This is a genomic window from Rheinheimera riviphila (assembly GCF_004005945.1).
GTDB lineage: Bacteria > Pseudomonadota > Gammaproteobacteria > Enterobacterales > Alteromonadaceae > Pararheinheimera > Pararheinheimera riviphila.
The window spans coordinates 97,558-123,298 of the sequence record NZ_SACS01000003.1 but is presented as its reverse complement, the minus strand read 5'-3'; the positions used below and the strand labels follow the sequence as shown (position 1 = coordinate 123,298).

The window sequence follows — 25,741 nt, the reverse complement described above, 5'->3', positions numbered from 1 at the left end:
TTGCAAGTTATTGCACGGCACAGGTAAAGCAATAAGAGTAAATGCCATTTGGATCATTAAACTGCGTGAATTGGCCAAGCTCTTTGTCGAGCTGACGCAACAGACCAAGGCTGCTTAACTTCGATTGGCTGCTCATTTCTGGCAACCAGCCGCTGGCTTTGGCCGACCCAAACAGCTGTTTTAACATTTGTTGTTGTGGCGTCAGTTCCTGTTCAACCACCATTACATCAAAATGCGTCAGGCTGGCTTTGGCTGCGGCAGAAGCGATGGCGTCATCCAGCGTGCCCAGTTTATCGACCAGGCCAAATTCCAAGGCTTTAGTACCGGTCCAAACCCGACCCTGACCAACTTTATCAACAGCGAGTTTTTCAAGATTACGGCTGCTACCAACAAAGCTGATAAAATCGTCGTAACCACGTTCAACCGTTAACTGCATCAGTTTTTCGGCGTCCGGTGTCAGGCCGCGGAAAAATGGTAGACCTGAGTTAAAGCCTGCCATTTCTGTGGTACCGACGCCATCAACATTGACGCCCAGCGCACTGAACGCTTTTTCGGCAGTAGGGAACATCGCGAAAATACCAATAGAACCCGTGATGGTGGTGGGGGCAGCCCAGATTTCGTTGGCTGATGCGGCAATCCAATAACCGCCGGAAGCAGCGACTGCACCCATGGAGGCGATCACCGGTTTGCCAGCTTCTTTCAGTAGTTTGATTTCTTCAGCAATAATTTCTGAAGCAAATTTGCTGCCGCCGCCGCTGTCGATGCGCAGCACCACGGCTTTGACTTTTTCATCGTGACGGGCCTGGCGTAATAAGCGGGCCGTACTGTCGCCGCCGATAGTGCCAGCTTTAGCAGATCCATCAACGATGTTGCCACGTGCAATAACCAGCGCCACTTTATCGGTCAGTGGGTTGACCACGTTCACCGGCGGAATGACCAGCTTGCGATAGTCTTCGTAGTGAACCTGGTTAAACGTGTGCTCTTTTTCGTCAGCACCGACCAGCGCGATCATGTCTTGCTGGAAACCTTCACGGGTTTTCAGCGTATCCACCAATTTGGCGTTTAAGGCGTACTGGGTAATGTCGCCATCAACTGCGGTCAGTTTTTCGGTCAGGCTGGCAAAGGTTTCATCAAAATTAGTCACTTCAAAACCACGGCGTGCCGCGACCTGAGTTTTGTAGGTGCTCCACAGTTCATTCAACCACAGACTATTGGCTTCTTTGGCTTCAGGCGACATATCGTCACGCAGGAAAGGTTCGACTGCAGATTTGTAGGTACCCACTTTAAACACATGGGTGGTGACTTTCAGTTTTTCCAGCGCACTACGGTAGTACATCGGGTAGCTACCATAACCTTCTAAAATAATGGTGCCACCAGGCTGCAGGTTGATGGAATCGGCAAAACTTGCCAGGAAATATTGGTTTTGTGAGTAAAAACTGCCAGTTGCATAGACCTTTTTACCCGCGGCTTTGAATTTCTCCAGTTCCACACCAACGGCTTGCAGTTTATCCAGTGAGCCTGAGCGTAAATCGGCCAGCGCCAGTACGATAACCTTCACTTTGTCATCTTTGGTGGCGTTTTGGATCACTTTAACTAAATCGCGCACCAGAATTTCCGGGGTTTCTTCGCTGCCGCCGGCACTTTCATTAATGATGGCTTCAACCGGGTCAACCCAACTTTGTTCTTCAACTAAATCGCCATTAAGTTCTAACACCAATGCAGCTGTTTGCGGAACCTGAACTTTATCTTCGCCAGAGAACATCACGCTGATCAAACCAATAAAAAACACCAGGAAAATCAGGTTGAGCACCAGATTCCGGATCACTTTAAATCCGCCCCAAATGGCACCAAATAACCGACGGAACAGACCAGGCCTTTCTGCTGACATACGTATTCACCTTATAAAACAACTTCATTAATCGCTTAAGATACCGAAAATGCTGAATGAACTTAAACGGAATTTGTAAGTAAATGTATATTCCTTGTCAGTGCAGTTAAAAGCGGCTAAAGTCTTGCCATTAAACAGGTATGACCAGAGAGGCCGAAGTGTCTTATCCACATTTATTACAACCATTGGATTTGGGGTTCACCCAGCTGAAAAACCGGGTGCTGATGGGCTCGATGCACACCGGACTCGAAGAAGAAAAACAAGGGTTCGCCAAACTGGCGGCCTTTTATGAAGAACGCGCCAAAGGTGGTGTCGGTTTGATTATCACCGGTGGTATCAGCCCAAATTTCCGCGGTAATCTGGTGCCTTTTGGCAGTCAGCTGAGTTGGTTTTGGCAAGGGGCCAAACACAAGCAAATCACAGCAGCGGTTCATAAGCATAACGCTTTGATTTGTATGCAACTGCTGCATGCTGGCCGTTATGGTTATCATCCGTTTAGCGTCGCTCCAAGCAAAATTCAATCGCCCATTACCCCCTTTAAGCCGGCTGAAATGTCAGCCCGGACAGTGCGCAGCACCATCAAAGATTTTGCCAGCTCTGCCAGATTGGCACAAAAAGCCGGTTACGATGGCGTAGAGATCATGGGCTCGGAAGGTTACCTGATTAACCAGTTTATTTGTCAGCGCACTAATCAACGTACCGATGAGTGGGGTGGTAGTTTTGACAATCGTTGCCGCTTTGCACTGGAAACCATTCGCGCGGTGCGTGAAGTCTGCGGCAAAAATTTCATCATCATTTATCGCTTATCGATGCTCGATTTGGTGGAAGATGGTAACAGTTACGATGAAGTGGTGGCGTTAGCCAAAATGGTTGCGGACGCCGGCGCTACCCTGATCAACACCGGCATTGGCTGGCATGAAGCCCGGGTGCCAACCATTGGCACCATGGTACCGCGAGCCGCTTTTAGCTGGATCACCGGTCGCATCAAACAGCAAGTGAACATTCCGGTGGTTGCCACCAACCGCATCAATGACCCGCAAGTGGCCGAAGATATTCTGGCGCGGGGTGAAGCCGATTTAGTCTGTATGGCGCGGCCATTTTTGGCCGATGCGGAGTTTGTGAATAAAGCAGCCGCTGGTAAAGCAGATGAAATAAATACCTGTATTGCCTGTAATCAGGCTTGCCTGGATCATGTGTTTCAAAACAAACGCGCCAGTTGCCTGGTCAATCCGCGCGCTTGTTACGAAACTGAACTGAATTTTGACGCTGCCAGCAAACCGAAGAAAATTGCGGTGGTTGGCGCGGGCCCGGCGGGGATGGCGTTTAGTGTGTACGCCGCGCAGCGTGGCCATCAGGTCACCTTATTTGATAAAGACACCCAAATCGGCGGCCAGTTTAATTACGCCAAACAAATTCCGGGCAAAGAAGAATTTCATCAAACCATCCGCTATTTTGATCGGATGTTGACCCTGCATGCAGTGAAACGCGAGTTAGGCCAACTGCAAAGTGTGGAAAGTCTGGCCAGTGCTGGGTTTGATGAAATTGTGTTGGCAACCGGCATTGTGCCACGAGATTTGGATTTAACCGGTTTTCATCACCCGAAAGTGCTGAGTTACCTCGATGTGCTGCGTGACCATAAAGCGGTCGGTGACAAAGTAGCGATTATCGGTGCTGGTGGTATTGGCTTTGATGTGGCGGAATATCTGACCGAGCCACATTCGCTGACGCTACAGCCGGATGCCTGGTTAAAGGACTGGGGCATTGATAAAGACTATCAAAGCCGTGGCGCCTTATTGGCGGATCAAACGCCGGAAGTGCCACCACGTAAAGTATTCCTGTTACAACGTAAAAACACCAAAGTGGGGGCTGGTCTTGGTAAAACCACCGGCTGGATCCACCGCGCTGCGCTGAAGAAAAAAGGCGTCGATATGTTGTCTGGCGCCCAATATCTGCGGATTGATGACGAAGGTTTGTGGGTCGATTTGCAAGGACAACAACGTTGTCTGGACGTCGATAACGTGGTGATTTGCGCCGGGCAAGAGCCACAACGTGCTTTGCAACAAGGTTTAATCGACCGCGGTTGCAGTGTGCATTTGATTGGCGGTGCCGATGTAGCCGCCGAACTCGACGCCAAACGCGCCATTCGGCAGGGGGCTGAACTGGCCGCGCGCATTTGATCTTTAAGCGGTAATATTTCATCGCGGCGCTCAACGCTCTGAGCGCCCGTTTTTCTACAGTTTTTGCTAAAAAACGCTGATTTTGCTTGCCATTTGTGCATCGATGGCGGTATTACAATCATCACAGTTTGATGTTGTGCCGCGCTGGTGCAGAAATCTCAATCTGCACCAGTTTGGCGCAGATTGTCATACAGATGCCATACCCGGGACATACATTAAGCTGCACACCGCGCAGTTATTTCCGCCTATCCAAGGATTTATCGGTGTTATGACAATCATGGTATTAGCTTTGCTATACCTTGTTGGTAGTACCTATTTACTCTTCGCCGTTCAGGCATCAGTTTGAACATCGGAGAGGGTAATGCTGGTGGGTCAACATCGCAAATCTTGACCCGTCACAGTGATCAGTAACAGGGAGTCTCAGATGTCAGGTGTATTAACAATGATTTTGGCCGGGGGTGAAGGCACCAGACTGGCTCCGTTAACCGGGATCCGCGCCAAACCCGCAGTGCCATTTGGCGGCAACTACCGGATTATCGACTTTGTGCTGAACAATTTCGTCAATTCAGATTTATTGCAGATTTTTGTCATCACCCAGTTTAAGTCGCATTCATTAATGAAGCATTTAAGCCGTTCCTGGCGGGTGACAGGTTTAACCAACCGATTTATCGACCCGATCCCAGCCCAAATGCAAACCGGTAAACACTGGTATCTTGGCACTGCCGATGCGGTGTATCAGAATTTGCACTTGATCCATGGCCTTGATCCGGAACATGTTTGTGTGTTTGGTGGTGACCATATTTACAAAATGGACGTGCGGCAGATGCTGGACTTTCACCGTCAGCACAATGCCAAACTGACAGTTGCGGCCATTCCGGTGCCGATTTCACAGGCGCATGAATTTGGCGTGATTGAAGTGGACGCCAACGGCAAAATGATTGGGTTTGAAGAAAAGCCAAAATCAAATCCGAAAACCATTCCGGGTAAACCAGGTTTTGTACTGGCTTCAATGGGCAATTATATTTTTGAAGCCAAGTGTCTGGTGGATGTGCTGGAAGAAGATGCCAAAGTCGAGGAATCAAAACACGATTTCGGTCACAACATTATTCCGAAGTTATTCCCGCAAGGTGATGTCTACGTTTATGATTTTTCGACCAATATTATTCGTGGTGAAAAAGAAGAAGCCTGGGGTTACTGGCGTGATGTTGGCACCATCGATTCGTATTATGAAGCCAATATGGACTTGATCTCCGTCGTGCCGCCGATTGATTTATATAACAAATACTGGCCGCTACGTAGTTACACGCCGCCAGTGCCACCAGCGAAATTTGTGCATGACGAAGCGAACCGCACCGGTCAGGCGATTAGTTCAATGGTTGCAGCTGGCTGTATTGTCAGTGGCTCTATCGTTTATCATTCGATTTTGGGCTACAACGTCCACGTGCATAGCCATGGGTATATCGAAAAAAGCGTGTTGATGGGCAATAACGACATTGGTCGTGGTTGCCGTATTCGTCGCGCTATTATCGACAAAGACGTGAAGATTGCACCTGGTACGGTGATTGGCGAAGATCCGGTGCTGGATAAAGAGCGGTTCCACGTGTCGCCGGATGGTGTGGTGGTGATCCCGAAAGGCGCCCTGATTGGGTTTGATTAAGTTGGTTTGATTAAGTTGGTTTTAACTAAATTGGTTTTGATCGGCAGGCCAACAGCGCTGCAGCTGAATAAGGTTTGACATGCAAATAGTGTTTTTATGTAGTGAATACGAAGGTTTGCTGAAAACCGGTGGCCTGGCTGATGCAACCCGTGGCTTGGCGCAAGCACTGCGCCAGCAAGGGCATCAACTGACCATCCTGCTGCCGCGCTATGGCGCCTTGTACCCGTTGCCGCTGCTGGAGCAGTGGCAGTCGGTGTATGTTGAATTGAACGGTCAGCACATCGGTGCTGCCATTCGCCACCTGCAACATGACGACATCCATATCTCCCTGATTGAACATCATGACTTTTTTAACCGGCCACGGCCATACGACGATGGCGAGCACGCTTATCCGGACAACGCGTTACGGTTTGCGTTTTTCTGTAAAGCGGCATTGGCGTATTTGGCGACGCTGCCAGAGTCACAAAGCCCGGCCATTATTCATGGTCATGACTGGCAGTCGGCATTGGGTTCGGTGTATCTGAAACAGTTGCAGCAACAAGGTCAGCTGCTCAAGAGCCGTTTTGTACTGAGTATTCACAATGCGGCATACCAGCAAGGGCTTGGCTGGCACGATTTACCTGTGCTTGGCCTGAGTCCAGATGAAGTGCCAGTGCAGGTGCAGCTGTCGATGCTCAGTATTGGCGTGAAAAATGCCAGTCAGCTGAATACCGTGAGCCAGGGTTATCGGGAGGAGTTGTTATCTGAACCCGCTGCTAATGGCTTAAGTCAGCTTTATCAGGCGAGGCAAGCCGATTTTAGCGGCATTCTGAATGGCTGTGACTACAGCCGTTGGGACCCTGCGACCGATCACTCGTTAATCGCCCATTACAACGCAGACGACCTGCAAGGTAAAGCCTTGTGCAAAACGCAGCTGCGTAAACAGGTCAATCTGACAGAAACGAAAGCACCGCTTTTTGTAGCCGTCAGTCGGGTGACCGGCCAGAAGGGGTTTAGTTACTTAATTCCGGCGCTGGCGCAGTGGCTCGGTGATGCACAGGCACAAGTGGTGATGATGGGCACCGGTGAACAACAGTTTATTGGACCACTGAAACAGCTGCAGCAGCAGTATCCGGATAAGTTTCGGTTTATTGAAGGTTTTGATGACGACTTTTCGCATCAACTGGAAGCAGCCGGCGATTTTTTCCTGATGCCCAGTTTATTTGAACCCTGTGGTCTGAATCAGATTTATAGTTTGCGTTATGGCACCTTGCCGATTGTTCGTGCCACCGGTGGTCTGAAGGATACCGTGGTCGGCCTTGGCAAACGCGGCGCGACCGGTATTTCGTTTGAACATCCGTCGGCGGATGATGTGATGGTTGCTTTGCAGCAAGCTGTCACCTTATATGCGGATCAGCGCAAATACAAAACGATGCAACAGCGGGCGATGCAGCAATACTTTGGCTGGGATCAAGCGGCGTTGTGGTATCAGCAATTATATCAACGTGCTTTAAGCAATTGATCCACCAAGCAGCTTGTTGTGTTTGCCAGCCGTTATTGCCAAGCGGCGGCAGACAAGGGGTGGCTATTGCTTACCGGATCAGCAAACGATGTCGGCATTGATGAAAACTATTGTCGTGCTTTGACTTTATTTGCTAGCCTTACAGAGAATTTCCCCCAAAGGCAGCTTTTATGGATGCGATCACCTTATTAACCACCCGTTATTCTTCGCCACGACTGATTGAGCCGGCACCGAGTGGTGAAGCATTAACTCTGATTAAACAAGCCGCATTGCGGGTACCGGATCATGGCGGTTTAAAACCATGGCGTTTTGTGGTGTTTAGTGGCCGGGTTGCCCTGTCTAAGCTGGGTGATATTTTCGCGGAAGCGGCGGTGGAAGATGACCCATCTATCGCCAACGAAATTCTGGAACGGGCTCGCCAGTTACCGCTGCGCGCGCCGATGGTGATTGCTTGTATTGCCAAATGCACTGAACATCATAAAGTGCCGGTGCAAGAGCAAGTGCAATCCGCCGCCTGTGCGGTAATGGCGATGCAACAAGCGGCCTTTGCACTTGGCTTTGGTGGCATTTGGCGCACCGGCGCTTACACCCAGTATGAGTTTGTAAAACAAACTTTAGGTTTAGGTGAAGACGATGAAATTGTTGGTTATTTATATCTAGGGACCTGTGCCACAGACGCTCCGGAACGTAAAAACGTCGATTGCAGTGAGTTTTTTTCTGATTTTGTCTGACGTCGTTATATCGATAAAGAGTCGTGCATTTGTGACTGAAGTTCAACGGACATAAAAACTGTCATTCTGACCATAAAAAGCCTGCCACAGCGATGTCGCAGGTTTTTTTATGTTCAGGGATGGACAGTTTGCTGATGTCTTGCCGGATCGCCCGATTTATACCCGTCATCCTTGAAGATTCGGGGGTGTTGCCTTCGCTCGCTCGCCCCAGTCACATAGGACAACTATGCTCCTGGGGTCTCGCTCCTCGTCGCCTACCCGAATCTTCAATGATTTTGGGTATAGTATTCTACTAAGCCTACCATTGCCACTTTAGATCAACTTTTCCGAAGTATGTCGTTTGACTATCTCAACACCAGGCTGGCTAAGAGCCGTTTTAACATCCAACCACCCGCCATTCGTCAGCATTTTTTTGCAGGTTATCGCCTTTCACCCGGGATCGGTGAGTCGTTTTGCCGTGGCCATGGCCGCGGGAACTTTTTTTGTCGATGGTGAGTAATTCCGACGAAGCGGCTCATTTCAAGCCTGAGTTGCATCCATTGCTGACGAGTGGTGGTTGGCGGTTGAGGGGTTTATTTTATCTAATAAATATCAAATATATATAACTTTGATGTAAATAAAACTTCAAACTTCCTTCGTAGCATGGCCGCCACTTCGTCAGTCATTGCTGGCAGTTGGTCCGGCTTTTGGACCTTCAGCATGTCGCAGACCTTAAATGTCAGCGGTTTAAGCCAGTTAAATGTCGTGTTGACGAACCATTGATGAAACAAATACAAGGAATCAGCGATGAAACTGGCGGGCATTTTTTCGGGTATGGGGTCGCAGTGGCCGCAAATGGCCTTATCACTGCAACCCCATTGGCCCACTTTTCAGCAGGAGCTGGAGATACTTGATCAACAAGTTTCAGTACAGTTGGGCTGGTCGGTACTGCAACTCCTCAATACCACAGACAGCGACACTTTATTACAACAACCTGCCATCGCTAATCCATGTATCTTTATAGTGCAACTGGCTTTATTTCGCCAACTGCAAGCGCTCGGCTTAAAGTTTGACATGGTGCTCGGCCACAGTACCGGCGAGTTTGCCGCTGCTTGTGCTGCGGGGGTGCTGGATGTCACTCAGGCGCTGGCGTTGATGCAAAGCCATAATCAGTTAATCGAACGAGTCGATCCACAATCTGGTTATGGGATGGCTCAGCTGAGCATCAGTGCTGCTGACATGGCCCAGGCGCGCAGCAATGCACCTGATTTATGGCAGGGGGTTGTCGTTGCTGCGTACAACAGTCCGGGTATCCAGATTGTCAGTGGCCCGCTTGCCCAACTGCAGGAATTAGTCGGGTTGCAACAGGCGCAACAAAAATTTGCCCGACTGCTGCATGGCGCCGTACCTTTTCACAGTCCGTATTTACCCGAAGGCGATATTGCAGCTCCGGTGATCACAGCGGCGCCGTCCAAGCTTGATTTATATTCGAGTCTGCGTGGCCGTAAGATCAATGCCGACGAACTCAATTCGGACTATTGGCAGCAGCATATTCGGCAACCGGTGCAATTCTATCCGGCGGTCGAGGCGATGCTCGCCGACGGTGCCGACATTTTGCTGGAAATTGCACCACACCATGTGTTGTTGTTTTGTCTGCACGACATTATAAAAACGACCGGCAGCAAATCCCGGGCACAGCCGACGTTAAAACGTGGTGAAAACTGCCACCTCAGTTTACAAAAGGCGTTGGCAGAACTGGCGGTATTTTTGCCGCACTGGCAAGCGCCGACGGATCTGATGAAACTGGTTTCTGCACCGACAAAGTTAAATCAAAACCGATTATCGCAGGCGTCTATTCTGAGTTTGATTGATCAGCAGCTGCAGAAAATGTTGCCGCAACAGGCGGATACCAAGCTGGACCCCGAGCGTGGTTTTTTTCAATTGGGTCTGACATCGGTGCAGGTGATCGGTTTTTGTCAGCGCCTGGCAGCCGAGCTTTTTTGTGACGTTGATTTGAGCTGGTGTTTTGATTATCCAACGCCACTGCAGTTGGCAGCTTATCTTGCAGGGCAGCGCCAGGAGCATAATGCAGTGGCACCTTCGCTGGCTGAAACTGACGACATTGCCATTATCGGGATCGGCTGCCGTTTCCCCGGCGGTGCCAATGACCCACAGTTGTTCTGGCAGCGGTTGGTGCAGGGCAATTCAGCGATCCGTGAAGTGCCAACTGAACGCTGGCAGGCTGATGCTTATTATGCTTCTGATGATCAGCCGGGGAAAAGTCGCTCAAAATGGGCGGGATTTTTACAAGACTGGGATCCGCAGCAGTTTGATGCTGCATTGTTTGACATTTCCCCGGCAGAAGCCCGGGCACTCGATCCGCAGCAACGCTTGTTGCTGGAAGTCAGTCTGGAAGCATTGCAACATGCAGGGTTGGTGCCCGGCAAAAACTTAGCCCGGGATACCGGAGTTTTTGTCGGCATTTCGACTGACGACTACAAAGCGTCTCAGCTATACAGTGGTGATTTAAGCCGGATAGGTACTTACACCGGCTCTGGTTGTATGTACAGTGCTGCGGCGGGTCGATTGTCGTATTGGTTGGGTGTACAAGGGCCGAATAAAGCGGTTGATACTGCTTGCTCGTCGTCACTGGTCGCGCTGCATGACGCCTGCCAGGCGATCCGCCACGGCGAGTGCAGCACTGCTTTGGTCGCCGGTGTTAATTTACTACTGACGCCGCATTTATTTGTCTGTTTCTCTGCTCTTGGTGCATTGTCGCCGGATGGTATTTGCCGGGCATTTGCTGACGGCGCCAACGGTTATGTCCGGGGCGAGGGTTGTGGTGTACTGGTGCTGAAATCACGCAAGCAGGCCGAGGCCGACGGTGATCATATTCTGGCATTGATTGCATCAACGGCGGTGAACCAGGATGGCATCTCCAGCAATCTGACTGCCCCGAATGGTGCGGCGCAGCAGCAAGTGATCCACACAGCGCTGCAACGCGCTGGCATCAGTGCCGGGCAGGTTAGTTATGTCGAAACGCATGGTACCGGCACACCGCTTGGCGATCCGATAGAAGCGAAGGCGCTTGGCACTGTGTACGGTCAGGCTGCCGATCGCAGCGAACCTTTGTTGATTGGTTCCGGCAAAACGGTGTTTGGCCACCTGGAAGCCGCAGCCGGTATTTTGTCAGTTATTAAAACGACCTTATGTCTGCAACAACAACAACTGGTTGCCAGTGCTAATTTCGACCAGCCCAGCCCATTGATAGATTTTGCTGGCTTACAACTGCAAGTGGTGACCGGAACCATCCGGCGACAATTGTCGTATGCCGCGGTTAGCTCTTTTGGGTTTAGCGGCACCAATGCCCATGTGATTTTAAAAGCGGCACCTGCGAGCCAGACGCAACCCCAATCAGCACCAGAGCGTCAGTTGCTAACTCTTAGCGCCCGGGAGCCGCAGGCGCTGACTGAGTTGGCGGCACGTTGGTTGCACCTGTTGCGGCAGCCGGATTTGCCGCTGGCGGATCTGTGTCGGGCCAGCTATCTGCAGCGCGGCCATCAGCGCCACCGCCTGGCACTGACCGGTGTCGACGCCGCGGCGTTACAACAACAGTTACAACAACAATTGCAACAACATCTGACGAATAGCGGATGGCGTTCGGCCCAGGCCCCAGGGCTGTACTTTGGCGCACTGACCAAAGCCCAGGCGGCTGATTATTGGCAAGCTTTATTACAACATTGTGGAATGGCAGAAGCTGGCAATCATGATCTGCTGCCTGTGCTCTGGCCACAAGCGGCAGATTTTTGTACACACTGGCGCAGCCGGTTACAAAGTTCAGCACTGATTTGGCAAAACGACTCCGCACGAATGCTGGCTGCGACCGACCTACTCCGGATGCAGGTGGCGTTGTTGTTATTGTCAGAAGCAGGTATCGACAGCAGCGAGGTGCTGACTACAGCGACACCGGTTGTTCAGCAGTTGTTGAGCGCTGCTGCTGACGATTTAACCCGGTTACCGTTGTTGTTGGCGGAAGATGAGGCATTCAGTCCGTTATGGCTACAATTCTGTGCCGGGCAAATACTGACGCCTGCTCACGATGTAAAAATACTGGCGCCAGACGAGCAATTGAACTGGCCGGATCGCAACTGGTTGGTATTACAAATTGCGGCACATTACCAAAGCGGCACCGCCGTCTACTGGCCTGCATTGCAACATTGGTGGGGGCGACCGGCGGCGGGTACTGCTGCGTTATTGCCACTTTATCCTTATTTGAAAAAACACTTCTGGCTGGATCCGCTCCCGAATAAAGCAGACAACAGGGTCAGCACCCAGGCTCCCAAACCTGCATTGATGAATACCAGACAGCAGCTGGCGGCTGTGCCCGAGCTATGCTGGTACAGCCTGCAGTTTGAACGCTCACAACAATTTTTGGCCGAACATCTGATTTTTAATACGCCGATTTCGCCGGCGGCGGCGCATATTTCGATGTTATTGACTGCATTGCCGCAGCTTGCCGGCGCCCGGAAACTGAGTATCCGCCAGCTCGAATTACATCAGCCGTTAGTGCTGGCGGGTGATTCCCGTCAGCGGTCGGTACAGCTGACTTTGCAAGGGCCGTTGATCTCTGGTCATGGGGCACAGGCAGCGGTGGAACTACGCAGCTGTGATGATGCATCCCATGCTGCAGCAGACTGGCTGTTACACGCCCGTGCTGAGATCCAGCTACAACCGGATAGTCTGTACCTGCAACAGCAGCAGCGACTACAACGCTACTGGCAAGCTCCACCGGCCGGGGAAGCAGAGTCGGCGGCGCCCTGGTATCAACATCTGGCAGCTTTGGGTTATCAGCTCGGCGATGGCTACCGGCGTATCCAGCAGATCTGGCGCACCGCACCGCAGCAAGCCTGGTGCCGGGTCGACAGCTTGCCGGATCAAGATGCCGCAGGCGCTGTGGTAGCGCCAGGTTTGATGGATTCACTGTTACAAACGCTGATTTGTTCAGTGCCGGACTTGCTCAGTCAGATGCAACAAGGTGGTTGGATCTATATACCGTTCAGCATGGGGGAAATCAGCCAGTTTGCACCATTAGACCAGCCATATTACTGGTGTTACAGCGAAAGTCAGGCCCAGGGCAGTCTGCTGACTGGCCGGGTGCTGGTGTTTGGGGCTGATGGTGAATTAAAGCTGCTGGCCGATGATTTCTCAGTGAAACAAACCGATCAGCAGGTGTTGCTGGGCAAATTTCAACCGGCACCGGCCCCCTTATACTGGCGCACTGAATGGCGGCCTGAAGTTGTGCTGTCCACAGCTGCGTCAGCGGTAGCTACGGTAGCTACGGGAGCTCCACCGCTGTCGGCGAATGTGTGTTACGCCATTGCGCCGGAAGGCGTGTTGCCGGCCGGGTGGGACACCCTGCTGACGCCATTCCGCCAGGCGACAGGGCACGAACAACATGTCGACAAGCAAGTACTGATCCTGCCGGCGTTGCCGTTCGATACAGAATTAGCTACTTCGCTGGAACGACAGTCCGAGTGGCTGCGCCAGCAGATCCCAGCGTTATTGGAAACCTGCCGGCAGCTGCAACTGGTGTTGGTGCAACCGGAACTTACCGGTGCCGTCGCTGTACCAGCCGCCGGTGCGCACATTGATGCGCAGCCAGCAGACACGCCACAAAGTTGTGCGATGAGTGCTCTGCAGCAAGTATTGCGGCTGGAATATCCGGATCAGGTCGCTGATCTGTTGATCCTGCCTGCCGATTGCCCGGCCCACACGCTGCAACCGGCGCTGAGCCAGATAGACAAAGCACCACAAGGTCAGATCAGACGCTGGCAACAGCGCGCGTCAGGCGGCCAGTGGTTGATCCCACAGTTGCAGCCGGCTGCATTGCCAGCTGTATTAACACCGGTAACAACGGCAGCTTCCGACAATACACCGGCTTTATCCGGCACTGTGTTGCTCACCGGCGGCCAAAGCGCGCTTGCGGCGGTGGTATTGCCCCAGCTGTTGTTGCAAGGGGCCAGCGCCGTGGTGATTTGTAGCCGGCGGCCGCAACCGGCCGATTTTGCCGAATGGTTGTCGGCGTTGCTGCCAGATCCAGCAGCGCAGGGCAAAGTCCATTGGTCAAGGACCGATGTCTGCGATGAACAGGCGTTGCAAGCTTGTCTGGCGTGGATAGCTGAACATCTGCCACCGCTGCAGGCGGTCTGGCACTGTGCCGGTCAGCTGGCAGACGTCAGTCTGGCCCGGATGAGCAAACCGCAGTTATCGGAGGTGTTGGCCCCCAAAGTACGGGGTAGCCTGAATCTGCATCTTGCCACCATCGGTTTGCCGCTGCGTCAGTTTGTCCTCTTTAGCTCCGTCGCTTCGGTGTTTGGCAATTTTGGTCAGGCCAATTATGCCCTTGGCAACGGTTTTATGGACGGTTTGGTGTTGATGCGACAGCAGCTTGGTCTGTCTGGGCTGTCGCTGAGTTTTGGGCCCTGGCAACAAGGGGGAATGGCGCTGGCTCAGGCAGAAAAAATAGCCGCACAAGGATATCAGTGGCTGACACCACAGCTGTTAGAACCGCACTGGTCAGTATTGTGCGCAGCGTCCGGTCATTTGGTCATTGCTCAGGCCGACTGGTCAAAACTTGCCGCTAATTTACACCAGCCTGATTTGTTGCAACCGCTGGTCAACAACGCTAAAACCGCAGTGTCGGGCGTTGCAACAAGCCTCGCTGACAGTGCTGTCGATTTCGACAGTTGGCGGCAACTGTCCCGGCCGCAGGCGGAACTGGCATTGCAGGACTGGCTGGTTTTGCAGGTTGAAGCCATTACTGGTTTTGTCGTGAGTGTTGATCAATCGCTGATGGCGCAAGGTGTCGATTCGCTTGGCACCGTCACTATCCGCAGTACGCTCAACCAACAACTGGCGCTCAGTTTACCAGTCAGCCTGATATTTAATTTTCCGAGTATTGAGTTACTGGCGGCTGAATTGTGTCGCCAGCTGTTTGGACCGGCGCCGACTGTGATAAGTACCGCACCAGCCGTTGAATTGCCCCATAACAATCCATTTAATTATCTGGAAAACCTGTCAGAAGCAGAGCTGAATGCGCTGATCCTGCAGGAATTCAGTGCTGTTTAAACCAAAGGAAACGGAGTACCTATGAGCGAACATATCCAGACCCAACCTGAAGCAACTCAGTCAGCAGAGGCGATGAAAAAACTGTTTGTTGAATATAAAAAAGCTCAGGATAAATTGCAGCAGTTGCAGCAACAACGCACTGAACCTCTGGCCATTATTGGTGCCAGTTGTCGTTTCCCTGGTGGTGCCAATGACCTGCAGCAGTTCTGGCAAGTGCTGTCTGACGGTATCAATGCCATCACGCCGGTCGACCCCAAACGTTGGGATGCCGCACATTATTACGCTGACGAACAAAAGGCAGCTGGCAAAATGTACACCACGCATGGTGGTTACCTACAACTGGCGCTCGATCAGTTTGATCACCAGTTTTTTGCGGTATCGCCAAAAGAAGCCAAAGCGCTGGATCCACAACAACGGTTGTTGTTAGAAGTCAGCTGGGAGGCGATGGAAGTTGCGGCGTTGGATCCACAGCAGCTTAAAGGTTCAGCGACCAGTGTGTTTATTGGGATGTCCAGTGACGATTATGCCCATGCGCATCTGAAGTCCGGCGATCCAACCACCATCGATGCCTACAGCATGACCGGAGCGACTCACAGTACCGCGGCCGGCCGCTTGTCTTACACTTTTGGTTTTGAAGGCCCTGCTGTGACTGTTGATACGGCCTGCTCTTCATCGAATGTGGCGTTACATCTGGCCTGCCAGAGCCTGCGCAGCGGTGAATCTGATCTGGCGCTGGTTGGAGGTGTGAACCTTATCCTGACGCCGATTGCTCATATTGCCTTTACCAAACTACAGGCGATTTCGCCGCACGGTATCGTCCGGACTTTTGACGCTGACGCCAGTGGTTATGTCCGTGCCGAGGGCTGTGGCATGGTGGTGGTCAAACGGTTGTCGGATGCACTGCGTGACGGTGATCCGATCATGGCGCTGGTGCGTGGTACCGCGGTGAATCAGGATGGGCGTAGCAACGGCTTCACGGCGCCGAGCGGTCTGGCACAGCAAAAAGTGATCCGTCAGGCGTTACAAAATGCCGGACTGAACGCGCTTGATGTCGATTATGTGGAAGCGCACGGTACCGGTACACCGCTGGGGGATCCGATTGAAGTCGAAGCGCTGCAAACGGTGTATGGCGAAGGTCGGCCGGCGACACATCCGCTGAAACTCGGCTCGGTGAAAACGAATCTTGGTCACCTGGAACCGGCGGCTGCCATTTCCGGGTTGATTAAACTGTTGCTGGCGTTTTCGCATCGTCAGTTGCCGGCCAGTCTGAATTTTGCCACGCCAAACCCACATATTCAGTGGCAAGGTGCGCCGGTGCAGGTGATCAGTGAATTACAGGATTGGCAAGCGCCGGTCGCCGCTGATGACAGTCATGGTGTACGCCGCGCCGGGTTAAGTTCTTTTGGTTTTAGCGGCACCAACAGCCATGTCATCGTGGAACAGGCACCTCAAATATCCCGGCAGTTACAGAGTGCCAGCGCCCAGTTGCTGATTTTAAGTGGTCGTCAGCTGAGCGCTTTACAGCAACAGGCCGAGCGTTTTGCTGATTTCCTGCAATTGCAAAATGTGGAAATGGCCGATCTGGCCTATACCTCGACCTGTGGCCGTAGTCTGTTTCAGGAGCGGCTGGCGCTGGTGGTGTCTGATAAGGCTTCGGCGATCAACGCGTTACGTCAAATTGCCGACGGCCAATTGCAGGGCGCTGATCGTGTCCGCATCAGTAGTCATGAGCATAAATCTCAGTCCTTGGCGCTACTGTTTACCGGCCAGGGTTCGCAGTATGTCGGCATGGCGCGGGAGCTGTATCAGCAGCAGCCGGTATTCCGTCAGGCGTTGGACGAAGTGACGGCGCTATTTAGCCCCGAACTGGAGCTGCCGTTGCTGGATGTGTTGTGGCACAACACCAATACCGATATCGCTGACGACCTGATTAATCAGACGGCCTATGCGCAACCGGCTATTTTTGCCGTGCAGTATGCTTTAGCACAACAATGGCTAGCCGATGGTGTGACACCACACTATGTGGCTGGTCACAGTATCGGTGAATATGCCGCTGCGGTTGTCGCTGGTGTATTTAGTCTGGCGGACGCGGTCCGGCTGGTCGCAGCACGTGGTCGGCTGATGCAGCAGGCTCCGGGCCACGGCGGCATGACGGCGGTTTTTGCACCACGTCCGGCCGTCGACAGTCTGCTGCTTGGCTATCGTGGTCAGTTGTCGGTCGCGGCGGTCAATGCCACTGATGTCACCGTGGTGTCAGGTGCGCTGGATGCGATGGCGCAATTTATTGCCGATTGTCAGGCGCAGGATCTGGAAACCCGGCCATTGGTGGTGTCGCACGGTTTTCATTCGCCATTGATGGAGCCGGTGTTACAGGCGTTTGCTGAAGTGGCTGCGACAGTGCAATACCATGAGCCAGCCATCACTTTTGTCAGCGCACTGACCGGCCAGCCGGAGCGTAAAGCATTAACGCGGCCGGATTATTGGGTCGCGCACGTCCGTGAAGCGGTGTTGTTTCTGCCGGTCCTGCAGTATCTGCAACAACAACAGGTGCAGCTGTGGCTGGAAGTCGGCGGCACCGACACTCTGCTCGGCCTGGCGCGGCGGTTGCTACAGCAAAGCAGCAAAACGGCAATGCCGCAGTTAATTGCCAGTCAGAAACGCGACCAGCCCGGACTCAATACCTATCTGCTGGCACTCGGGCAGTTACAGTTAGTGCAACCGATGCCCGGTGTGGCGGCTTTTTATCGAGCGCAACAGGCGCGACGCGTGGCCATTCCCACATACCCGTTCCAGCGTGAGTCCCACTGGATGCCGCTGCGTTATGACTTTACCTCGCCGCAGCCGACATCATCAGAGCGGACGCAACAGTCGCAGCTTGGCGCCAGACTGCAACATTCATTGTTGGGCGAGCGTTTTGATACGCCGGCATTGGGTGAGCAAATTGTGTTTGCGCGCGAATACAGCGCCACCACCCCTTATTTTATGGCCGAACATATTGTGTATGACACGCCAATCTCGCCGGCGGCTGCGCATGTGTCGATGTTGTTGTCAGCCGCCCGTGATGTACTGCAGCAACCGGTCGCCGTGCTGGAAAACATTGATTTTCTGGCACCTTTGATTGCCCGCGACGGTGAACGCCGTGCCGGGCAGGTGATCCTGACCCCTGATCTTCAACAACAGCCACAGCAACAGCAGCATCAGTTTGTGCTGGTCAGCCGTGATGCGTTGCTGGCAGGCAGTGACTTCACCCGGCACTGCAGCGGCCGGGTGCTAAGTGGTATCAACCAGACGCCGGCGGCTCTGGATCTGGCGGCACTGCGACAAAAGTTCACCACTGAAGTTGATGTCAGTGCCTTTAATCAGTTTTTCTCTGGTCTTGGTTTTAAACTCGGAGATGGCTTTCGCCGCATCCAACAGGTGTTTAAAGGCCATAACGAAGGTTTATCACGGCTGACGTTAAAGGCTGATGTACCGGATCAGGATATTTATCTGGTGTACCCGGGGTTGATTGACTCTTTGTTCCATACCTCGTTACCGGTGTCAGCACTTGATTTTGTTCAGCTGCAACAAGACCGCCGGGCATTTATTCCGATTTCGATTGGTCGGGTTTGCCTTTATGCCAAAACAATCCCGGCAGAAGTCTGGGCTTATACCTGTGACTATGATGTGCAGCAGGGCTCTGACGTGATGACCAGTGATATCACGGTGTGTGACGCCACCGGCACCGTGTTACTGACGATAGAAGGCATTACCGCCAAACGCAGTGCCGAGTCGGTATTGCTGCGCAATTTGCAGGTCAATACAGCGCCACTGCTTTATCAGCAAGACTGGTTGCCCGCAGCATTACCTCAAATCAGCACAAGCAGCAGCCCAAGCCCGCAACATTATCTGCTGGTGGCAGATAGAAGTGGTGTGGCGACCCGGCTTGGCAGCGAACTGGCCTTACAAGGCCACGTTGTCAGTCTGCTGTGGCCGACCTTCAGCGAATTGCAGGTGGCTCAGGCGTCGTTACCAGCACTGCGACATCTGCACGCGGACTTGACTACAGAGGCTGAACTGCAAAGTCTGTGGCAGCACTGCGCCTCGGTGTCTAAACAAGGTGTTGTCACGACGCCGACGCAGCTGGTTTATGCCGCAGCACTGGATTTATCTGTTGCCACGCCAGAGTTTCAAACCGAACTTACCGCGCATTACGGCGCACTGCTGACTTTAGTGCAACAAATTGCGCAGGGAGCTCATCCGTTCCAGCTGTGGTTGTTGCTGGACAATACGGCGTCCAGTGCAGTGGCTCAGTCGGCGTTGCTTGGTTTGTCACAGGTTATCGCGCTGGAACATGCGGATCTGTGGCGTGCGACGGTGCTGATGGATGGTGTGACTGAAGGCCAGACGAATGGTGGATCAGCTGCTGACATCAGCGCTCTGACCACTTTGTTGCAGGCCGATATTGAAGCGACCCAACACGAACCGCTGTGGCGTTTGCAACAAGGCAGTGCGGCGCTGGCGCGACTGGAACGGTTGCGGCTGCCGGCCGTTGCGGCATTTAAACCGCAGGCTAATCGCACATATTTAATCACCGGCGGGCTTGGTGCACTGGGTCGGCAGGTGGCTGAGTCATTGTTGCAGCGTGGGGCTTGTTCGTTATTGCTGACCGGGCGCAAGGCGCCGGATGCGGCGACGCAGCAATGGCTGCAGGCGTTGGCTGGCAACGAACAAATCAAAGTTCAGTATCAGTTGCTGGAGGTGGCGGATAGCGCGGCGGTGAGTGCACTGGTGGCGCAAACGCCGGACTTGGGTGGTGTGTTCCACTGCGCCGGTGCGCTGGACGACGGGCTGATTGCCGACCAGACGATGGCACGCTTCAGTCAGGTGTTTGCCGGTAAAGCGCTGGGGGCCTGGCATCTGCATCAGGCGACGAGGGCGCTGACTCTGGATTGTTTTGTGTTGTTTAGCTCGGTGACGGCATTGTTTGGCAGTCCAGGCCAAAGTAACTATGTCGCCGCCAACCAGTTTCTGAACGCATTAGCAACGTTGCGTCAACAACAAGGATTAGTCGCGACCGCTGTGAATTGGGGCCCCTGGCTGGACGGCGGTATGGCAAGTGACGATGCGAGGCGTGGTGATCGACTGGCGGCGCGCGGCATTCATAGCCTGAGTCCGGCGCAGGGCATGGCTGCGTTGTGGCAACTCCTGACACAACAAGTGGCTGCACCAGCGGTGGTCGATATGGATTGGGCATTACATCAGGGATTTGCCGCACCGGCTCAGCGTTATGGCCTGTTCAGCGCGCTGTTACCGGATGCGCAGACGACTACAAATTCAGCTGCAGTTCCGGCTTGGTTGAGTTTGTTGCAACAAGCCGAACCGGCACAGCGCCTCACCTTATTGCTGGAGCAGATGAATACCATCACCGCCAAAGTCCTGGGATATAGCCCGCAGCAAAGTCTGGATCCGGACCTGCCGCTGATGGACCTTGGTGCCGATTCACTGATGATGGTCGAAGCACGCAGCCAGTTGGCGAGCGCCTATCGGGTGAAGTTGCCGGCATCGTTTTTCTTTAATTATCCAACATTGCGTAAAGCGGCCGACTATCTGTTGCAGCAGGCGTTACCGGAGCTGCAGCCGAAGATCGTGGCCACCGAAAGCAGTGCCGACGTGCTGGCGGATATCGCCGCGTTGCTGGATTAAACGGAGCCGGATATGGATCAGCAAACGGAAGTTAAATATCAGCAAGCTGAAGTGAAATATAAAGAGGCACTGCGCCGGGCGGTCGGTCAAATCCAGAAACTGGATGCCGATCTGAAAGCCAGTCAGGCGCAGCGGCAGTCGGCAGTGGCGGTGATCGGCGTTGGTTGCCGGTTCCCGGCCGGCGCCAATGATGCCGATGCTTACTGGCAGCTGTTGGCGGGCGGTGTTGATGCGGTGGGGCCGGTGCCGGCCAACCGTTTTGCCGCCGAGCAATGGTTCGACGGCCAGCGTCAGCCCAAAGTCAGCGGTCGCAGTTATGTGCGTCATGCCAGTTTTATCGACGATGTCGCCGGTTTTGATGCGCGCTTTTTTGACATCACGCCCGTAGAAGCCAAGGCGCTGGATCCGCAGCAACGGCTGTTACTCGAAGTCAGCTGGCAGGCGCTACAGCACGCCGGGCTTGATCCACAGCAACTGCGCGGCAGCAATACCGGGGTCTTTGTTGGTCTTGGCAGCAATGATTATTTTAAAGCGCATATGGGTTCGCTGAACAGCGACAACATCAGTGCTTATGCCCTGACCGGCGTGCATGCCAGTACCGCTTCCGGTCGGCTGAGTTATTTTTATGACTGGCATGGCCCTTGTTTTGCCGTCGATACGGCTTGTTCATCATCGCTGGTTGCGCTACATCAGGCGGTACAAAGCCTGCGTGCCGGCGAGTGTGATCTGGCCATCGTTGCCGGGGTCAATCTGATGCTGACACCTGAGCCTTTTGTGGCATTTTCACAGCTTGATGCCTTAGCACCGGATGGCCGCTGCAAAACCTTTGATGCCAGTGCCGATGGTTATGGCCGTGGTGAAGGTTGTGGGGTGGTGGTGTTAAAACGTGAAGCTGATGCTATAGCAACTGGTGATGAGATGCTGGCGCTGATTTGTGGCAGTGCAGTGAATCAGGACGGTCGCAGTAATGGCCTGACTGCTCCCAACGGACTGGCGCAGCAGCAGGTGATCCGTCAGGCATTGCAGGCGGCCGGTGTGCAACCGGATGAAGTTGATTATGTGGAACTGCACGGCACCGGCACCCCGCTTGGTGATCCGATAGAAGCACAGGCGCTGGCTGAAGTGTTTGCCGATGCCGCTACGCCGGTGCGGATCGGCAGTGTGAAATCACAGATTGGTCATCTGGAAGCGGCCGCAGGGATTGCCGGGCTGATTAAACTGGTGCTCTGTATCAAACACCAGCAACTACCGGCAAGCCTGCATTTTCAAAAGCCGAACCCGCTGATCCAACTGGAGCAGTTGCCACTACAGATGCAAACCTCGCTGGAACAATTTACCGGACGCAGTGGCCGACCGACCTGCGGGATCAGCGCCTTTGGCTTTAGTGGTAGCAATGCGCATGTGGTATTGCGTGCACCGGCTGCTGTGGTCGGCGCCACAGCCGAGGAAGCAACACCACGCTGGCAGCTCCTGCCAGTGTCGGCAAAAAGCCCGGCAGCACTGGCGCAGCTCGTGAGGCGTTACCAAGATAGGGCATTGATACAAAAAGATTTTATGGCTTATTGCGCGAGTGCCTGGCGTAGCAGAGCCAGTCTGCCACTGCGCTTGCCACTGCTGGCGGATAGTGCCGTGGCATTGGCGCAGCAATGTCAGGCTGCAATTGCAACGGCAGCCATTGACGGGGCAACGCTGCAACTGCCAGCAAAACGTAGCAATAAAAGTATGGTCTGGTGCTTCAGTGGCCAGGGCAGTCAGTCACTGCAAATGGGACTGGCGCTTTACCAGCATTATCCGGTATTTCGTCAAGCGCTGGATGAAGCTGAGCAGTGGCTGACGACACAGCGCGGCTGGTCTTTATTGGCCTTGTTGTATCCAGCTGACGGGCAAGCCGATGAAGCACAAGCAACCTTACAGCAAACCAGCAGGACACAGCCTGCTATCGTGGCCGTGCAATGGGCGCTGTTTAAGCTTTGGCAAAGTCTGGGACTGGCGCCAGCTGTGGTGGTTGGTCACAGTATCGGTGGTATTGCCGCTGCTGCCGTCGCCGGTTTTTACACACTGGAGCAGGCGCTGGAAATTTGCTGTATCCGTGGCGAGCTAATGCAGCGTTGTGGTGAAGGTCAGATGCTGGCGCTGCAAATGGCAGCAGAGCGCTGGCCGGAATGTTTGGCGGCTGTCAACAGTCAACGGACGGACGCTGGACTGGTCTTGGCGGCGGACAATGCCCGGCACAGTATCACGCTCAGTGGTGATCCGGCTGCAATAGCGTTGGCGCAGCAGTGGGCTGACAGTCAGCACATTCGCAACAAATTGCTGGATGTCACCCAGGCTTTTCACAGTCCTGCATTCGCGGGTATGCAGACCGAATTTGCCGCTGCAATCGCACATATTCAGCCGCGCCAAGGTCGGATCCCATGTATTTCTGATGTGACCGCATTACCGCTGCAAGTCGCTGATTTAACCGCTGAGTACTGGACAGGACAAATTACGGCACCGGTGCGGTTTCGCGAAGCTGCCGCCGTGGCTTGTGCCAATACCGGTATCTTGCTGGAGCTTGGTGGCCACGCCACGTTAAGTGCGCTGTTGACCGCCGATTATCCACAGCAACTGGTACTGTGCAGCCTGCGTAAAAGCTGGCCGGCCGACCGGGCCTGGCTGGATGCGGTTGGCCAGTTATGGCAAACCGGCTTCGATGTAAAGTGGCAAGCGTTATACAGCGAACCAACTGCACTATTGCCGTTACCGGCTTATCCCTTTGATCACCAGCAATTCTGGATCCCGTTAAATGACCAAACCGTGCCCGCCGGGCCGGTACAGGAGTCTTCAATGTCCTTTTCTGAACTTTCAGCTCTTTCGCCCGGCGCCGTGATGGCTTCTGCCATGGCAACCGGCAGTGCGTCTGGTCAATTGCCAGCGCTATTACAGGAACAATTACAGCAACTACTCAGCCAGATTTCCGGGCTGACGCCCGCCGAGATTAAACCGGACGCACACTGGTTTGAACTGGGGCTCGACAGCCTGATGGTGGTGCAGCTGCAACAACGGTTGCTGCAGAAATATCAGTTGGAAGTGGCGGTGGAGCAGTTGTTCCAGCAGCACAGCTCCGTCAGTGCGCTGGTGAGTTATTTACTCAGTGAATATCCGGCCGAGTTAGAGGCACAACTTGCACCGGCGCCACAAGCAGTGACTATCGCTGCCGCGCCGGTTGTTTCGATGGCGTCAAGCACCACCGCAATACTACGACCGACGTTGCCGCAACCGAATTTGCAGGTGACCACGGGCAGCGTGCTGGAACCCGGACTGGCGCAGCTATTGCAGCTGCAGCTGGCACAAATGGATCAAATGAATCAACTGATGGCTCAGCAGCTGCACTTATTGGCACAGACTCCGGTTGACTTCGAACCGGATCTTGCCAGTGCAGTCCCTGAAAGTACCTCTCATCTCAGTCCCGAGGATGACAGCGTCACGCCGGCAAAAGTACGGCAGCCGGCGGCGATGGCTGCGGTTCCGGCCGACATTGCCAATGGCCAGAGTAACCAGGCACGTGGCATGTTGTTTAACCGCGAAGGGTTAAATCCGCAACAGCTGACGTTTGTGCAACACCTGGTGACTGATCATGTTGCCCGTACCGGTCAGTCAAAGGCATATGCGGGTCAGTACCGCCCGGTACTAGCCGACTGGATCGCCAGCCTGAATTTCAGTCTGACGTTAAAGGAAATGGTGTATCCCATTGTGTCAGCCCGCTCGGCTGGCGCGCGTTTTACCGATGTTGACGGCAACGAGTATCTGGATATTTCGGGCAGTTATGGCGTGGGATTTTTTGGCCATAATCCGGATTTTGTCCGCGAAGCCATGCAGACACAGCTGGCTCTTGGTGTTGATTTAGGGCCGCAAAACGCGCTAGCCGGTGAAGTGGCGAGTCTGATTTGCGAGCTGACCGGCGTGGAGCGGGTGGCATTTTGCAACACCGGCTCTGAAGCTGTCACCGTGGCTGTGCGGGTTGCCCGCACTGTCACGCAGCGCAGCAAAATTGTGATTTTTAAAGACTCTTACCACGGTACTTATGACGGTGTACTCGCTGATAATGGCGAATATGGTGCGGTGCCGAGTGCGCCAGGCATTCCGGCGGGTATGGTTGAGGATGTCATTGTGCTGCGGTATGGCAGTGACGAAGCGCTTGCAGCTATTGCCGCGCAGGGAGCTGAAATTGCAGCGGTGCTGGTTGAACCGGTACAGAGCCGTAAACCTGGTTTGCAACCAGCCGCCTTTTTACAACAACTGCGCCAACTGACCCTGCAACAGGGCTGCTTACTGATCATCGATGAAATTATTACCGGTTTTCGCACCGGGCAAAAAGGCGCGCAGCAGCACTTTGCGGTGGAGGCCGATCTGGTCACTTACGGCAAAGTACTGGGCGGCGGCATGCCCCTGGGTGTCGTAGCCGGTAAAGCCAAGTTTATGGGGTGTATCGATGGCGGCAGCTGGCAGTTTGGCGATGATTCTGTGCCAAATCAAAAAACCACGGTGTTTGCCGGTACGTTCTGCAAACATCCGCTGACGATGGCTGCTGCCCGGGCGGTATTACTGCGGCTGCGTGACAGCAACGGTGTGCTGCAGCAGCAGGTCAATGACCTGACCACAACCTTAGTGACAGCACTGAATCAGTATTTCAGCACCGACAACGTGCCACTGCAAATCAGTCACTTTGGTTCGTTGTTCCGTTTTGAACCTTGTGGTGGGGTGGATTTCCGGTTACAGGGACTCCAACAGCAGTTGTTTTTCAGTTTGTTGCTGACCAAAGGTGTGTACGTCTGGGAACGACGCACTTGTTTCCTTTCAGTTGCCCATCAGTATGACGATATCGACGTGATCTTACAGGCCTGCCGTGCTGCTGCGACGCAGTTACGGCACGGCGGTTTTGCGTTTTACCGGCAGGCCGAGCAGCATAAAGAAGCGCACGGCCATGCTATACCATCGGCTTTAACAATCTGACAC

8 protein-coding genes are annotated in these 25,741 nt (G+C 53.6%); 7 read left to right on the top strand and 1 reads right to left on the bottom strand.

Translation table 11 applies throughout. The annotated features are described in order from the left end of the window. Nucleotides 1-7: 7 nt before the first annotated feature. Nucleotides 8-1,888, bottom strand: coding sequence for a signal peptide peptidase SppA (sppA, locus tag EOE67_RS04335; protein WP_127697825.1), 1,881 nt, complete (start codon nt 1,886-1,888; stop codon nt 8-10). 140 nt (nt 1,889-2,028) lie between these two features. Between sppA and EOE67_RS04330 the strand changes: the two genes are divergently transcribed. The 7 genes from EOE67_RS04330 (at nt 2,029) to EOE67_RS04300 (ending at nt 25,738) form a co-directional block, all read left to right on the top strand. Then, nucleotides 2,029-4,065: an NADPH-dependent 2,4-dienoyl-CoA reductase gene (locus EOE67_RS04330; RefSeq protein WP_276317432.1), complete on the top strand. Its 2,037-nt coding sequence runs from the start codon at nt 2,029-2,031 to the stop codon at nt 4,063-4,065. 424 nt (nt 4,066-4,489) lie between these two features. Beyond that, the gene (gene glgC, locus EOE67_RS04325; RefSeq protein WP_127697824.1) at nt 4,490-5,722 is read left to right on the top strand and encodes a glucose-1-phosphate adenylyltransferase; all 1,233 of its coding nucleotides are present in this window, start codon (nt 4,490-4,492) and stop codon (nt 5,720-5,722) included. A 79-nt stretch (nt 5,723-5,801) separates the two neighbouring features. Further along, nucleotides 5,802-7,223 (top strand): glycogen synthase, encoded by a 1,422-nt coding sequence (locus tag EOE67_RS04320; RefSeq protein WP_127697823.1) that lies wholly within the window; start codon nt 5,802-5,804, stop codon nt 7,221-7,223. 170 nt (nt 7,224-7,393) lie between these two features. Next, complete coding sequence (locus EOE67_RS04315; protein ID WP_127697822.1) at nt 7,394-7,954, top strand: NAD(P)H nitroreductase; 561 nt, start codon at nt 7,394-7,396, stop codon at nt 7,952-7,954. Nucleotides 7,955-8,740: 786 nt separating this feature from the next. Then, the gene (locus EOE67_RS04310; RefSeq protein ID WP_127697821.1) at nt 8,741-15,061 is read left to right on the top strand and encodes a type I polyketide synthase; all 6,321 of its coding nucleotides are present in this window, start codon (nt 8,741-8,743) and stop codon (nt 15,059-15,061) included. A 21-nt stretch (nt 15,062-15,082) separates the two neighbouring features. Next, nucleotides 15,083-20,746: a type I polyketide synthase gene (locus EOE67_RS04305; RefSeq protein ID WP_127697820.1), complete on the top strand. Its 5,664-nt coding sequence runs from the start codon at nt 15,083-15,085 to the stop codon at nt 20,744-20,746. A gap of 12 nt (nt 20,747-20,758) precedes the next feature. After that, on the top strand, nt 20,759-25,738 hold the full coding sequence (locus tag EOE67_RS04300; RefSeq protein WP_127697819.1) for a type I polyketide synthase: 4,980 nt from the start codon (nt 20,759-20,761) through the stop codon (nt 25,736-25,738). Nucleotides 25,739-25,741: the final 3 nt, after the last annotated feature.

What these genes read in the sequence shown, in the direction of transcription:
- EOE67_RS04315 (WP_127697822.1), top strand. Translation starts at nt 7,394, where the DNA reads ATGGATGCGATCACCTTATTAACCACCCGTTATTCTTCGCCACGACTG.
- sppA (WP_127697825.1), bottom strand. Translation starts at nt 1,888, where the DNA reads ATGTCAGCAGAAAGGCCTGGTCTGTTCCGTCGGTTATTTGGTGCCATT.
- EOE67_RS04305 (WP_127697820.1), top strand. Translation starts at nt 15,083, where the DNA reads ATGAGCGAACATATCCAGACCCAACCTGAAGCAACTCAGTCAGCAGAG.
- EOE67_RS04320 (WP_127697823.1), top strand. Translation starts at nt 5,802, where the DNA reads ATGCAAATAGTGTTTTTATGTAGTGAATACGAAGGTTTGCTGAAAACC.
- EOE67_RS04330 (WP_276317432.1), top strand. Translation starts at nt 2,029, where the DNA reads ATGACCAGAGAGGCCGAAGTGTCTTATCCACATTTATTACAACCATTG.
- glgC (WP_127697824.1), top strand. Translation starts at nt 4,490, where the DNA reads ATGTCAGGTGTATTAACAATGATTTTGGCCGGGGGTGAAGGCACCAGA.
- EOE67_RS04310 (WP_127697821.1), top strand. Translation starts at nt 8,741, where the DNA reads ATGAAACTGGCGGGCATTTTTTCGGGTATGGGGTCGCAGTGGCCGCAA.
- EOE67_RS04300 (WP_127697819.1), top strand. Translation starts at nt 20,759, where the DNA reads ATGGATCAGCAAACGGAAGTTAAATATCAGCAAGCTGAAGTGAAATAT.